The 14,157-nt window shown below is 64.7% G+C and carries 12 protein-coding genes; 11 read left to right on the top strand and 1 reads right to left on the bottom strand.

Going from position 1 to position 14,157, the window contains the following annotated elements:
- Window positions 1–18 precede the first annotated feature (18 nt).
- Window positions 19–177 carry a hypothetical protein gene (locus tag IVA82_RS11485; RefSeq protein WP_247389103.1) on the top strand — a complete coding sequence of 53 codons (159 nt, stop codon included), beginning with the start codon at window positions 19–21 and terminating at the stop codon, window positions 175–177.
- A gap of 334 nt (window positions 178–511) precedes the next feature.
- Window positions 512–1,720: an MFS transporter gene (locus tag IVA82_RS11480; RefSeq protein WP_247493304.1), complete on the top strand. Its 1,209-nt coding sequence runs from the start codon at window positions 512–514 to the stop codon at window positions 1,718–1,720.
- Window positions 1,721–1,968: 248 nt separating this feature from the next.
- Here IVA82_RS11480 and IVA82_RS11475 read toward each other — a convergent pair whose 3' ends face one another.
- Entirely contained in the window at window positions 1,969–3,306 is a 1,338-nt protein-coding gene (locus IVA82_RS11475; protein WP_247389101.1) for an MFS transporter, read from the bottom strand.
- A 143-nt stretch (window positions 3,307–3,449) separates the two neighbouring features.
- Between IVA82_RS11475 and IVA82_RS11470 the strand changes: the two genes are divergently transcribed.
- From IVA82_RS11470 to IVA82_RS11430, 9 genes are all read left to right on the top strand, one after another.
- Window positions 3,450–4,103, top strand: coding sequence for an ABC transporter ATP-binding protein (locus tag IVA82_RS11470; protein WP_247389100.1), 654 nt, complete (start codon window positions 3,450–3,452; stop codon window positions 4,101–4,103).
- Window positions 4,100–6,562: an ABC transporter permease gene (locus IVA82_RS11465; protein WP_247389099.1), complete on the top strand. Its 2,463-nt coding sequence runs from the start codon at window positions 4,100–4,102 to the stop codon at window positions 6,560–6,562. Before IVA82_RS11470 ends, IVA82_RS11465 begins: the two co-directional genes overlap by 4 nt.
- Window positions 6,552–7,634 carry a lipocalin-like domain-containing protein gene (locus tag IVA82_RS11460; RefSeq protein ID WP_247389098.1) on the top strand — a complete coding sequence of 361 codons (1,083 nt, stop codon included), beginning with the start codon at window positions 6,552–6,554 and terminating at the stop codon, window positions 7,632–7,634. The genes IVA82_RS11465 and IVA82_RS11460 overlap by 11 nt, the downstream gene beginning before the upstream one ends.
- A gap of 28 nt (window positions 7,635–7,662) precedes the next feature.
- Complete coding sequence (locus IVA82_RS11455; RefSeq protein ID WP_247389097.1) at window positions 7,663–8,049, top strand: MAPEG family protein; 387 nt, start codon at window positions 7,663–7,665, stop codon at window positions 8,047–8,049.
- 180 nt (window positions 8,050–8,229) lie between these two features.
- Window positions 8,230–9,828 (top strand): ABC transporter substrate-binding protein, encoded by a 1,599-nt coding sequence (locus tag IVA82_RS11450; protein ID WP_247389096.1) that lies wholly within the window; start codon window positions 8,230–8,232, stop codon window positions 9,826–9,828.
- 32 nt (window positions 9,829–9,860) lie between these two features.
- Window positions 9,861–10,808, top strand: a complete 948-nt coding sequence (locus tag IVA82_RS11445; protein WP_247389095.1) for an ABC transporter permease — start codon at window positions 9,861–9,863, stop codon at window positions 10,806–10,808.
- Between the two features lie 9 nt (window positions 10,809–10,817).
- A complete protein-coding gene (locus IVA82_RS11440; RefSeq protein ID WP_247389094.1) occupies window positions 10,818–11,711 on the top strand; it encodes an ABC transporter permease in 894 nt (297 codons plus the stop codon).
- Window positions 11,711–12,718, top strand: a complete 1,008-nt coding sequence (locus IVA82_RS11435) for an ABC transporter ATP-binding protein (protein ID WP_247389093.1) — start codon at window positions 11,711–11,713, stop codon at window positions 12,716–12,718. Before IVA82_RS11440 ends, IVA82_RS11435 begins: the two co-directional genes overlap by 1 nt.
- A complete protein-coding gene (locus IVA82_RS11430) occupies window positions 12,715–13,710 on the top strand; it encodes a dipeptide ABC transporter ATP-binding protein (protein ID WP_247389092.1) in 996 nt (331 codons plus the stop codon). Before IVA82_RS11435 ends, IVA82_RS11430 begins: the two co-directional genes overlap by 4 nt.
- Window positions 13,711–14,157: the final 447 nt, after the last annotated feature.

Here is a 14,157-nt window from a genome sequence, read left to right as displayed (position 1 = left end):
CACCATCCGGGGAGAGCCATGGCCAGGACCGCCAAACCAAGCGAGCCGCCCAAAAAGGCGGACGACAAGGCGAAAAAGCCATCGCCCCCGCGCGACGATACCGACAATGATTACGAGGATGGCGACATCGCCACCCCGAAGCGCGATCGTTACGGCCCGGATGACGAGCCGTTGTGAGCGCGCTGAGTGCTGCGTCTTGACTGGCGATCGCGCAACGCTCTCCGCCGTCATCCTGGCGAAAGCCAGGATCCATAACCGCGTGATCCATCAATTGTGATCGGTCGCAATACCGGACGACGAGTCTTCGCCAAACAACCCCCTGGGGTAATGGGTCCTGGCCTTCGCCAGGACGACGATGGGATGCAGCGTGCCCAAGCAACCTGCCGGTATTCGCCGGGTCAACGCGGGATAAGGCCTGCCCCGCACTAGCTGCCATGCGCCTGCGTTCATGGACAAATAACCGCTGTCCCCGATAGTTTGCGCTCCGTTCTGGACGTGAAATGGTAGTGCAATGGTCGACGTTCTCGCCGCACCGCAACAAGGCAAGGCGGACAGCGCGCTGCGCACGCTGACCGGAATCTCGATCGCGCATTGGGTCAGCCATTTTCATCTGCTGGTCCTGCCGGTGCTGTTCCCGTTCCTGAAGACCCAGCTTGGCGTCGGCTATATCGAGCTCGGTTTCGCGCTGACCGTCCTGGCCGTCGTCTCTGGACTGACACAAGCCCCGACAGGCTATCTCGTCGACCATTTTGGCGCGCGAAGGATCCTGCTGGGCGGGCTGACGCTGGGTGGGCTTGCGCTGATCATCCTCGGCCTGCACCTGAGCTACATCTCGCTGATCGCGGCCGCCGTGTTGCTCGGGCTCGCCAACAGCGTCTATCACCCCGCCGATTACGCCATCCTGGCCGAGCACATGGATGAGGCGCGGATGGGCCGCGCCTTCTCGGTTCACACCTTTGCCGGCTATTTCGGTGGCGCGGTGGCGCCGGCGATCGTCGCAGCGCTGGTCATTGTATTCGGCGGCGTCGGCGCGCTGATCGTCTCGGGCGCGATCGGCGTGCTGGTGGCGCTGCTGCTGCTCTGGATGAACATTCCTGATGCCGGCGCAAACAGGAACAAGCCGGGCAACGCGGCCGAGCCGAGGCAGGCCGTCATCACACCGGCCCTGGTCACACTGACCATGCTGTTCATGCTGCTCAGCCTGTCCGTTGCCGGCATCAATAATTTCGGCGTGGTCGCCCTGATGAGCGGCTACGGCGCCTCCTATTCGGCCGCCAACGTCGCGCTGACGGCGTTCCTCGCGGCCAGCGCCGCCGGGGTGCTGGCGGGCGGCTTCCTCGCCGACCACACCGAGCGCCACGGCTACGTCGCCGCGGCCTGCTTTGCCGCGAACGCGGCGATCGTGCTGCTGATTGCTTTGGTCACACTGCCGGGCTGGGCTTTGACGGCGGCGATGACGGTCGCGGGATTCCTTTCCGGCGTGATCGCACCCTCGCGCGACATGCTGGTGCGCAATGCGGCGCCTCCGGGCGCTGCGGGCCGCGCCTTCGGCATCGTCTCCACCGGGTTCAATCTCGGCGGCATCGTCAGCCCGCTGCTGTTCGGCTGGATCATGGACCAGAGCGCCCCGCACTGGGTGTTCGGCGCCTCCGTGATCTTCATGCTGGCAACGGTGGTGCTGTCGCCGTTCACGGAGCGGCGGGCGAAAGGCGGTTCTTGAGCCCACCGGCTCGCCACAAACTCAAATCGTCGTCCCGGCGAAGGCCGGGACCCATAACCACAGAAGGCCGGGACCCATAACCACAGAAGGCTGGGACCCATAACCACAGGGAGTAGTTACGGCGCGAAGCTGGTAACTGCGAGCCTTCGCCAAACTGCTCCCTGTGGTTATGGATCCCGGATCGGCGCTCCGCTTCGCTGCGCTTGTCCGGGACGACAGCTATGTATGAGGCGGCAGCCTCGCCTATCTCACGTCGGCGACACCACGCCCTTCAGTGCGGCTGGCTGCGTGACGCGGGTGCCGGTCAGCCTGGCGCGCTCGGTGTTCGGCCACAGCAGTAACAGGCCGAGCAGACCGGAGCCGACCATGATCACGGCGTTGATGGTGAAGCCGGTCATATAGCCGTCGACCATGTTTCCGGCGCGCTGGATCACGGTGCCCATGACGGCGGGTGCGATAATGCCCGAGAGCGTGTAGAGCGCACCGTAAATCGCGAGAACCGCGCCGCGCTGCGAGGCCGGAGTGAATTCGCCGAGCATGGGCGGGCAGACCACATAGATGGCACCGCACAGGCCGGTGCCGACCACGAGCAGGGCGATCTGGAAACCCGCGCCCTGGACATGCGGCATCATCGCCAGGATCAGGCCGCCGATCACCAGCGGCGCCGAGCCGAGCACGCCGCGGGCAATGCGGGTGGTCGAGCCACGCGCCATCATCACCTGCGAGATCCAGCCGGTGAGGATCACGATGGTGGCGCCGAACACCCAAGGCAGGATCGAAATGAAGCCGGCCTGACTCTGCGAGAAGCCGAGCCCCTTGACGATGAAGGGCGTGAACCAGGTGAGCCCGAGCGACAGCGCCCAATAGGCGCCGAAGGTCGCGGCGACGCAGCCGATGAAGGTGCGTGAGGTGAGGAGCTGAAGATAGGGGATCCTCGGCTCGTTCGCCGCGAGAAACTGGGTATCCTCCAGCGGGCCCTCCTTGCCGAGCGCGAGCCAGGCCGCAACCCAGATCAGGCCGACGATTCCGAGCGCGCCGAAGGCATAGTGCCAGGAGTGGTTGACGATGACCCAGTTCAGTGCCGGCACGGCCAGGATCACGCCGAACGCCGAGCCCTGCGAGAGAACTGCGGTCGGCAGCGTGCGCTTCTCGTCGGGGAACCATTTGTAGATCGCGTGCATAGCGACCGAAGCCGCCGGCCCCTCGCCGGCGCCAAGCGCGACGCGGCAGATCACGAGTGTGGTGAAGCTGACGGTGCCAACCATCGGGAACTGAGTGAGCGCCCAGATCACGGCGAGCGTCAGCAGCACCCAGCGCGTCGGCACCTTGTTGACGATGAAGCCGACCACGATGGCCGAAATCGAGAACAGGAAGAAGAACGACGAGCCGAGCAGGCCGAACTGCTCCGGCTCGAGCTTCAGCTCGGTCATGATCGGAACGCCGGCGAGACCGACGACGATCTTGTCGGCGAAGTTCACCAGCATGAACAGAAACAGGAGAAAGGTAACGGTCCAGGCGCCCTTCGGTGTTGGCTTGGACATCCCCGCCGTCTTGTCCGCCGCTTTGGGCGTTCCCTGAGCGCTCATGCTTCTCCCCGTCTGTCTTATTTGGCACTTTATGATTTGGCTTTCCTGGAGCTAACAACGGCTTCGATGTCAACGCAACCCGGCATTTCCACGTCAAGTGTGCTACGCAGCATTCCCGTTAATTCCGTCCGGCGCCATTGATCGTGCTGAGCATCAAAAATCTCTCCAAGACCTTCTCCTCGGCCGGCGAACCGGTTCATGTGCTGCGCGGCGTCGACCTCGACCTCAGGGCCGGCGAGCGCGTGGCGCTGACCGGCGAATCCGGCAGCGGCAAGAGCACGCTGTTGCACCTGATCGCCGGGCTGGACGCCGCCGATGGCGGCTCGATCCGGCTGGACGATACCGAGATCACCAAGCTGTCGGACGCGGGCCGCGCGGCGGTGCGGCGCGACCGGATCGGCCTGGTTTTTCAGCAGTTCAACCTGATCCCGAGCCTGTCGGTCGAGGACAATCTCGCCTTCCAGGCGCGGATCGCCGGCCGGCACGATGTGGCCTGGACAACGGAATTGGTCGAACGGCTCGGGCTCGCCGGCCTGCTCAAGCGCTATCCCGATCAATTGTCCGGCGGCCAGCAGCAGCGGGTCGCGATCGGCCGTGCCTTGGCGACAAAGCCCTCACTGCTGCTCGCGGACGAGCCGACCGGCAATCTTGACGAGGAGACCGCCGACGATGTGCTGGCGCTGGCGCGCGACCTCGTTGCGCGCACCGCGTGCGGCTTCCTGATGGTGACGCACAGCCTGCACCTGGCCGGCACGCTCGACCGCCACGTCGTCCTGCACGCGGGACGGATCGCATGAGACGGGTGCTGTGGGTTCTCGCGGTGCTGCTCAGCCATTGGCGGCGGCACAAGATGCAGTTCGCGACGCTCCTGATCGGACTGGTCGCGGCGACCGCGCTGTGGAGCGGCGTGCAGGCAATCAACCAACAGGCCCGCAGCGCCTATGACCGCGCCGCGGCGACCTTCGGCGGGGTACGCACGGCGATGCTGGTTGCGCCGAATGCGTCAACCTTCTCGCAGGACCTGTTCGTCAAGCTCCGCCGCGCGGGCTGGCCGGTCTCGCCGGTGCTGGAAGGGCGCGTCCAGATCAACGGACGTTCGCTGCGGCTGCTCGGCATCGAGCCAGTGACGCTGCCAGCTGATGTCGGCAACGCGCCGCGCCTGGGAGCTTCGGATTTGAGCAGTTTTGTTGCATCGCCCGGCCAGACATTGGTGGCGCGGGAGACGCTGACGGACCTGCAAGAGCAAGAGGGCGCGGCCCCCTCGATCAGCAGTGGCGCAAAACTGCCGCCGCTGCGCGTGCTGCCGCAGCTGGTCCCCGAGGTCTTGGTGGTCGACATCGGTGTGGCGCAGCGTCTGCTCAACAAACCGGATCAGGTGTCGCGGCTCCTGATCGGGAAGCCGAAGGGCAGGCCCGCGCCGCTTGCAAGCATCGTCGGCGACCAGTTGCAGCTGATAGAGCCGAACGCGGAGACGGAGCTGGAGCGCCTCACCGACAGCTTTCATCTCAACCTCACTGCATTTGGCCTGTTGTCGTTCTTCGTCGGCCTCTTCATCGTCAACTCGGCCGTCGGCCTCGCCTTCGAGCAGCGCTTGCCGATGCTGCGCACCTTGCGGGCCTGCGGCGCGTCGGCGCGGCTGGTCAACACGGTCGTGGTGGTCGAGCTCATGGCGCTGGCGCTGGTCGCCGGCTTGATCGGGCTCGCCTGCGGCTATTTCATCGCGGCTGCGTTGTTGCCTGACGTCGCGGCCTCGCTGCGCGGGCTCTATGGCGCGCAGATCCCGGGGCAGCTCACGCTGCGGCCCGAATGGTGGCTCGCCGGCATCGGCATCAGCGTCGCCGGCGCGATGGTGGCGGCCGCGACCAGCCTGATCAAGGCGTTCCGGATGCCGGTGCTGGCGACGGCGCAGCCCTATGCCTGGCAGCAGAGGCAGCGCCGCTGGCTGATCCTGCAAAGCGCGGCGGCCTGCGCCGTGTTCGCAGTCGCGCTGCTGCTGCTTCGCTACGGCGAATCGCTGATTGCTGGTTTCGGCGTGCTGGCGGCCCTGATGTTCGGCGCGGCGCTGATCCTGCCGGCTTTCCTCGAAATCATCCTGCTTGTGGGCCAGCGCACCGCGCGGGGGCCGCTGGCGCGATGGTTCTGGGCGGACAGCCGGCAACAGCTCTCCGGATTGTCGCTGGCGCTGATGGCGCTGCTGCTGGCGCTCGCCGTCAATGTCGGCGTCTCCACCATGGTTGAAACCTTCAGCCGGACCTTTGTCGGCTGGCTCAATGGCCGGCTCGCGGCCGACGTCTACATCAGCGCATCCAACAATGCGCAAGGTGTCGCGATCCGAGACTGGTTGAAGGACCGCACCGAGGTCCAGGCGATCCTGTCGGGCGGGCGCGCCGAGACGCAGGTTCAGGGCCAGCCGGTGGAATTGCTCGGCCTTCCCGATCATGCGCTCTATCGCGAGCGCTGGCCGTTGCTTGAGGCCGCGCCGCGCGCCTGGACCCGGCTCGTGCCGGGCAATGCCGCTTTCATCAGCGAGCAACTGAGCCGCCGCATGAACGTCCGCCTCGGCGATGTCATCGAGGTGCCGGCACCGGGCGGGACCTGGGAGCTCGACATCGTCGGCATCTACGCCGATTACGGCAATCCCAAGGGACAGTTGGCGGTCAATGTCGCGGCGCTGATCCGGCAGTTTCCGCAGACGCCGCAGACTCGGATCGGCCTCATCGTCGCGCGGGACAAGATTGCCGGATTGATCGCGGCATTGCAGAAGCAGTTTGCGCTCGACGAGCGCAGCGTCGCCGACCAGGCGACGGTGAAGGCCGAATCGATCCGCATTTTCAACCGCACCTTTGCCGTGACGTCGGCGTTGAACGCCTTCACGCTTGGCGTGGCCGGCATTGCGCTCCTGACCAGCCTGCTGACGCTGGCGAATTCCCGCCTGCCGCAGCTCGCGCCGCTGTGGGCGATCGGGATCACGCGGCCACGCCTCGCCGCGATCGAACTGACCAAGACGCTGTCGGTCGCACTGTTCACGGCGCTGCTCGCCGTACCGCTCGGGCTGTTGGTGGCCTGGTGCCTGATTGCGATCGTCAACGTGAAGGCGTTCGGCTGGCGACTGCCGTTCCATGTGTTTCCGCTGCAACTGGTCGAGCTGGTCGCAGTCGCGCTGGTCGCCTCGCTGCTTGCTGCAGCACTGCCGGTTTTGCGGCTGGCGCGGATGCAGCCGGCGAACCTCGTCAAGGTGTTTGCCAATGAGCGCTGACAGAATTTCGCGGCGCGTCTTTGCCGGCGGCATCGCTGCGCTCACCCTCGCGCGCCGTGCCGGTGCGCAGGGCTATGCCGGGCTCGGCGAGACAGCCGATGGCTTTGCGCAGGTCGCGCCAGGAAAGCTGTTTACTTTTCCGGCCGATCACGGGCCGCATCCGGAGTTCCGCATCGAATGGTGGTATCTGACGGCGAACCTCGTCGATAGCAACGGCGCGGCTTGCGGCCTGCAATGGACGCTGTTCCGACAGGCGACGCAGCCGGGGCCGCAAGGCGAGGGCTGGGCCAATCAGCAGCTCTGGATGGGGCATGCCGCGATGACGCGCGCCGATACCCACCGTTTCAACGAGCTGTTTTCGCGCGGCGGCGTCGGACAGGCCGGCGTCACGGCTAGGCCGTTCGCGGCCTGGATCGACGATTGGGAAATCAAGGGAACCGAGCGCACCGACGATCGCACCTTGTCGCCGCTGACGCTGAAGGCTTCAGGCACCGACTTTAGCTACGCGCTCACGCTGCAAGCCGACCGACCGGTGGTGCTGCAGGGTGACGGCGGCTTCAGCCGCAAATCCGAGCGCGGGCAAGCGTCCTACTATTACAGCCAGCCGTTCTTTCGCACGCGCGGCACCCTTACGATTGACGACAAGCCGGTCGATGTCACGGGCCAGGCCTGGATGGACCGCGAATGGAGCAGCCAGCCGCTCGACGCTGACCAGACCGGCTGGGACTGGCTGTCGCTGCATCTCGCCTCCGGCGACAAGCTGATGCTGTACCGGCTGCGCCAGAAGGACGGCAGACATTATCCATTCGGCAACTGGATCAACGCAGACGGCCGCACGCAAATGATCGCGGGAAACGATATCCAGATGACCCCGAAGGCGACGGTAGAGGTCGCAGGACGCAAGCTCCCGTTGGAATGGCAGATCGCGATCCCGTCGCGATCGTTCTCGATTGTCTGCAAACCTCTCAATGCAAGAGCATGGATGGGGACCGGCTTCTCCTACTGGGAAGGACCGATCAGTTTTGCCGGTACGCATGATGGCGTTGGCTATCTTGAGCTGACCGGGTATTGAACCGCGATCCCCTTTCAAGGAACTAGCGATGTATCACCTTACCGCCCTCGTCACGCTGCTGGCGATCGTGTTTTATTTCTTCACCAGCATCAACGTGTCGCGCTCGCGCACCAAGACCGGCATCAAGGTCCCGGCGATGTCCGGACACCCGGATTTCGAGCGCGCCTTCCGCATCCAGATGAATACGCTGGAATGGATGCCGATCTTCCTGCCGTCACTCTGGCTGTTTGCGATCTATATCGGCGATGCGGCCGCAGCCGGAATCGGCGCGGTCTGGATCATCGGCCGCATCGTCTACTTCATCGGCTATTCGAAGGCTGCCGCCAAGCGCGGCCCGGGCTTTGCGATCCAGGGCATCGCCAGCATCGTGCTGTGGGCCGGCGCCCTGGGGGCGGTGGTGTTGCGGCTGGTGTAATTCCGCAAGCCCTTCGCATCTGCACCCTGACATGATGAGAGCGTAGCCTTCGTCCTTCCGTCATCCGAATTGTCGAGGAGGCAGCCGGCCTTGCCGGTTGCCTCGCTGCGCCTGCGTCGCTATCGTTCGCCCTAACAGGCCGCAAAAGGCCCAAAAAGCGGAAGTCCAGGGAGGACGAGGATGCGGAGCGTGTGGGCGCTCGCCGCGACGGCGGTGCTATCTTTGCTGGCGTTTTCGACCATCACGTTGGCCGGCGAGCCCAAGCAGGGCGGGATTTTGCGGATGTACCACCGCGACAGCCCCGGCAATGCCTCGATCCACGAAGGCGCGACCTACTCGATCAATGTTCCCTTCATGCCGGTGTTCAACAACCTCGTCATCTACAAGCAGGAGGTAGCGCAGAATAGCATGGACACCATCGTGCCGGAACTCGCAGAGAGTTGGGCCTGGGTGAATGACAACAAGACCCTGACATTCAAGCTGCGGCAGGGCGTCAAATGGCACGACGGCAAGCCGTTCACCGCGGCGGACGTCAAATGCACCTTCGACATGCTGATGGGCAAGTCGCAGCAGAAGTTCCGGCAGAACCCGCGCAAGACCTGGTACGAGCAGGTCAACGACGTCTCCATCAACGGTGATTTCGAGGTCTCCTTCAATTTGAAGCGGCCGCAGCCTTCGCTGCTGGCGCTGCTCGCCTCGGGCTACACGCCGGTCTATCCCTGCCACGTCTCGCCCGGCGACATGCGTACCCATCCGATCGGCACCGGCCCGTTTAGGTTCATCGAGTTCAAGGCCAATGAATCGATCAAGCTGGTCCGCAATCCCGACTACTGGCGCAAGGGTCGGCCCTATCTCGACGGCATCGAGTTCACCATCATCCCGAACCGGTCGACCGCCATCCTCGCCTTCGTCGCCGGCAAATTCGACATGACGTTCCCGACGCATATCACGATCCCGCTGCTGAAGGACGTGAAATCCCAGTCATCGAATGCAGTCTGCAGGGTCGAGCCCACCAACGTCTCGACTAACATCATCGTCAATTCGTCCGCGCCACCGTTCGATAACATCGATATCCGCCGCGCCATGGCGATGGCGCTCGACCGCAAGGCCTTCGTTTCCATCTTGTTCGAAGGGCAGGCCGATATCGGCGGCACGATGCTGCCGCCACCGCAGGGTCTGTGGGGCATGCCAAAGGACATGCTGGAGAGCATTCCCGGTTATGGACCGGATGTAAACGCCAGCCGCGAGGAGGCGCGCAAACTGATGCAGAAGGCGGGCTACGGCCCTGACAAGCACCTTGCGGTCAAGGTCTCCACCCGCAACCTCGCGGAATATCGCGATCCTGCGGTGATCCTGATCGACCAGCTCAAGAGCATCTATATCGACGGCGAGCTCGACGTCGTCGAGACCGCAAACTGGTTCCCGAAGATCGCGCGCAAGGACTACATGCTCGGCCTCAACTTGACCGGCAGCGCCGTCGACGATCCCGACCAGTCGTTCTACGAGAACTATTCCTGCGGTTCGGAGCGCAACTACACCAATTACTGCAACAAGGAGATCGAAAAGCTGTTCGACGTGCAGTCGCAGGAGACCGACCTCAACAAGCGCAAGAAGCTAGTGTGGGATATCGACAAGAAGTTGCAGGAGGACGTCGCGCGCCCGATCATCTTCCATGCGCGCGCCGGCACTTGCTGGCACCCCTATGTCAAGGGTGTGACCGTGATGTCGAACAGCTCCTACAACGGCTATCGCTACGAGGACGTCTGGATGGACAAGTAACGCAGGCCGTTGACGAGCTCGGGAGGCGAGACATGTTTGCCTATCTGGTACGGCGCCTGTTCCTGATGCTCGTGACCCTGTTCGGGATCTCGATCGTCATCTTCTGTTTGCTGCGCATCGTGCCCGGCAACATCGTCGACATCCTGTTTGCCGCGGCCGGGTATGTCGATCCGGCCGACAAAGCCAACCTTGAAAAAGAGCTTGGTCTCGACCAGCCGGTGGTGGTGCAATATCTGCACTGGATCGGCGGCTTTTTGCGCGGCGATTTCGGCTATTCCTACGTTTCCGAGAAGCCGGCGCTGCAGGAAATCCTGCCGCGGATCCCGATCACGGCGCGGCTCGCCGGGCTGGCGCTACTGTTTTCCGCGTCGATCGGCATTCCGCTCGGCGTCATCAGCGCGGTCAAGCAGGGAACGCGGCTCGATTACGCGTTGCGTGTGGTCAGCCTCAGCGGCCTGTCGCTGCCCTCGTTCTGGCTCGGCCTGTTGATTCTCACCGCATCGGTGGCGATGTTCGGCCAGATGCCGATCTTCAATCCCAATCCGCAGACATATCTAGAAGCTTTCGCGACCTATGCCGTGCCCGCCGCCGCCGTCGGCTTCCGCAGCGCCGCGCTGACCATGCGCATTACCCGCTCCTCGATGCTGGAGGTGTTGCGCCAGGACTACATCCGTACCGCGCGCGCGAAAGGTGCGTCCGACGCGGCCGTGAACTATCAGCACGCGCTGAAGAACGCGATTTTGCCCGTGATCACCGTGATCGGGATCGAGGCTGCGTTCCTGATCGGCGGCCTGATCGTCACCGAAACCGTATTCAACATTCCCGGCGTCGCACGCTTCCTGGTCGAGGCGATCCGCTGGCGCGACTATCCGATCGTGCAGAACCTCGTGATGCTGATCGCGGTCGTGGTGGTGAGCGCGAATTTCATCGTCGACATGCTGTACGCGGTGTTCGACCCGCGGATCAGGTACACGGATTAGGAGCTCTGCTTGGTCTCTATCGACTATGATCTCGAACTGAGGCGGGCCGGTGCATACGCGACTGGCGGCTGGCGGCGCGTGCTGTTCCTGGCGCAGCGCCATGTGCTGGGCGCGGCAGGACTCGTCATCATGACTCTGTTCGTGTTCACGGCGATCTTCGCCGACTTCATCGCACGCTACGATCCCCTGACGATCGATTCCGCCCGCGCGCTGGCGCGCCCCAGCCTGGCGCACTGGATGGGCACGGATTCCTTCGGCCGCGACGTGTTCAGCCGCATCATCCATGGCGCGCGGGTCTCGCTGGCGGTCGGGATCGGCTCGACCGCGCTCGGCGGCACGATCGGCGTGATCGTCGGGCTCACCTCCGGCTATCTCGCCGGTTGGGTCGATCTGGTGTTCCAGCGCGTCTCCGACGTCCTCCAGGCGCTGCCGCTGCTGGTGCTGGCGCTAGTGATGACGGCAGCGCTCGGCCCGTCGCTGCCGAACGTGATCATCGCGATCGCCATTCCCTTGATCCCGACGGTCGCGCGCGTGATCCGCGCCAACACGCTGGCACTGCGCGAATTGCCTTTCATCGAAGCCGCCAAGTCGATTGGCATGAGCGAGGTACGGATCGCGCTCCGCCACGTGCTGCCGAACACACTGGCGCCGCTGATCGTGCTTGCGACCGCCCAGCTCGGCTCGACCATCCTCACTGAGGCCTCGCTCTCCTTCCTCGGGCTCGGCATTCCCGAGCCCTATCCATCCTGGGGCCGGATGCTGTCGGAATCCGCAGCCGAATATGTCCGCACCGCGCCGTGGCTGGTCATCTTCCCGGGCGTCGCCATCAGCCTCGCTGTGTTCGGCGCCAATCTGTTCGGCGACGCCCTGCGCGACATCCTCGATCCCCGGCAGCGCGGCTGATGAAAGAAGCAACCGATCTCGTGCTCGAGGTGAAGAACCTGAAGACGGTGTTCTTCACGAACTCCGGTCTGTTCAAGGCGGTCGACGACGTCTCGTTCACCGTCAGGCGCGGCGAGACGCTGGCGATCGTCGGCGAATCCGGCTGCGGCAAGAGCGTGACTGCGCTGTCGCTGATGCGGCTCGTCCCCGATCCGCCCGGGCGCATCGTCGGCGGCTCCGTCACGCTCGAAGGCACCGAATTATTGGCGCTGGACGAGACAAGGATGCGCGCGATCCGCGGCAATCGCATCTCCATGATCTTCCAGGAGCCGATGACCTCGCTCAATCCCGTGATGCGGATCGGCGACCAGATCGCTGAGGCCGTGCGGCTGCACCGGGCTATGCCGAACCGGGAGGCCCAGGACATCGCAGTCGAGATGCTGCGGCTGGTGCGCATTCCCGAACCGGCGCGGCGCGCAAGGGAATATCCGCACCAGCTCTCCGGCGGCATGCGCCAGCGCGCGATGATCGCGATGGCATTGGCTTGCCGGCCGGCGCTGCTGATCGCGGACGAGCCGACCACCGCGCTTGACGTCACCATCCAGGCACAGATTCTGGCACTGATCCTCGACCTTCAGAGAGAGCTCGGCACCGGCCTCGTGCTGATCACGCACGATCTCGGTGTCGTCGCCCAGACGGCGCAGCGCGTCATCGTGATGTATGCGGGGAAGAAGGTCGAGGAAGCCAGCGTCGAGGCGCTGTTTGCCGCGCCAAAGCATCCCTATACGCGCGGGCTGATGGCCTCGATCCCGGCGGTGCCGGCGTCTGGTCTTGCCGCGCAGGCGCGACTGAACGAAATTCCCGGGACGGTACCGTCACTGGTCCGGCTACCGCCCGGCTGCCCCTTTGCGCCGCGCTGCAAGCTCGCGATCAAGCGTTGCGAGGCCGAGTATCCGCCGCTCGCCGATTGGGGCGGCGGCCATCTCGCCGCCTGCTGGCGCGCAGCCGAAGTCGCGGAGGTGGCATGACCGGAGCGCTGTTGGAAGTCACCGACCTGACAAAGCACTATCCGGTGCGCGCCGGTGTGCTGCGCCGGCAGGTCGGCACCGTGCACGCAGTCGACGGCGTCTCGTTCTCGGTGGGTGTCGGGGAGACACTGGGGCTGGTCGGCGAATCCGGCTGCGGCAAGTCGACGGTGGCGCGCAGCGTGCTGCGGCTGGTCGAGCCGACCTCGGGGCAGATCCGCCTCGACGGCGAGGACATCACCCGTCTCTCCAAGGCGCAGCTCAGGCCACATCGTCGTTCGATGCAGATCGTGTTCCAGGACCCGTTCGCCTCGCTCAATCCGCGCATGACCGCGGGTGACATCGTCGGCGAGCCACTGGCCGTGCATGGTCTCGCCAGCGGCAAAGCACTGGAGGCACGTACCGCAAAGCTGTTCGAGCAGGTGGGCCTAAGGCCCGACCAGATGCGCAGCTTCCCGCATCAGTTTTCCGGCGGACAGCGCCAGCGTATCTGCATTGCCCGCGCGCTTGCGCTCGGGCCACGCCTGATCGTGTGCGACGAGCCGGTCTCGGCGCTCGACGTCTCGATCCAGGCGCAGGTGATCAACCTGCTGATCGATTTGCAACGGCAGCACGGCTTCTCCTACCTTTTCATCGCGCATGACCTCGCGGTGGTCGCCCATATCAGCCACCGCGTCGCCGTGATGTATCTCGGCCGCATCGTCGAGATCGCCGACAAGGACGAGCTGTTCCGCAATCCGCGCCATCCCTATACGCAGGCTCTGCTCGCCTCGGTACCGATCGCCAACCCGCTCGCCAAAAAGCTCACACCGCTGGTCGACGGCGACGTGCCGAGCCCGGTCAATCCGCCCTCGGGCTGCGCGTTTCACACCCGGTGTCGGTTTGCGATGGAACGGTGCAAGATCGAGCGGCCGGCGCTGATGGAGGCGGGCGACGGGCACCACGTGGCGTGTTTGTTGAATGAGGGGACGGGGCGGCCAAACTCGATCCCGTAGGGTGGGGCCAAGCGAAGCGTGTCCACCATCACAAACGCAACTGCCGCACGATGGTGGGCACGGCGCTAAGCGCCTTTGCCCACCCTACAATCTCGGGCGCAGCAACAGACGCCGGGACGACGATCGGGGTTTGGCGAATGGGTCCATCCCCATCGTCATTGCGAGCGCAGCGGTCGCGGTAGGGACGCTCATTGCTGAGCGCCCCCGCACAGATCCGTACGTGCGGCTTTCCCGCATACGGCTCCCACCTCGGGTGAGTGACGGCGAAGCGTGCTCGCGGCCAAGGATGACGGATGTTGGGCCTGGGGAGGCAGTCACAGGCGAGGCGACTGATCGTCTCCCACCTCATGCCATCGGTCTGGCTGCGGCGCCGGAGCGTGCGTCTCCAGAGTTCGATGACGAAGAAGCGGAAGGCGCTGAGCGCCCGACTGTTGGTCGGCACCGCAT

The organism is Bradyrhizobium sp. 142, from assembly GCF_023074015.1.
Classification (GTDB): Bacteria; Pseudomonadota; Alphaproteobacteria; order Rhizobiales; family Xanthobacteraceae; genus Bradyrhizobium.
Note: the sequence above shows the minus strand (reverse complement) of the source record. Positions and strands in the feature narration are given on the sequence as shown.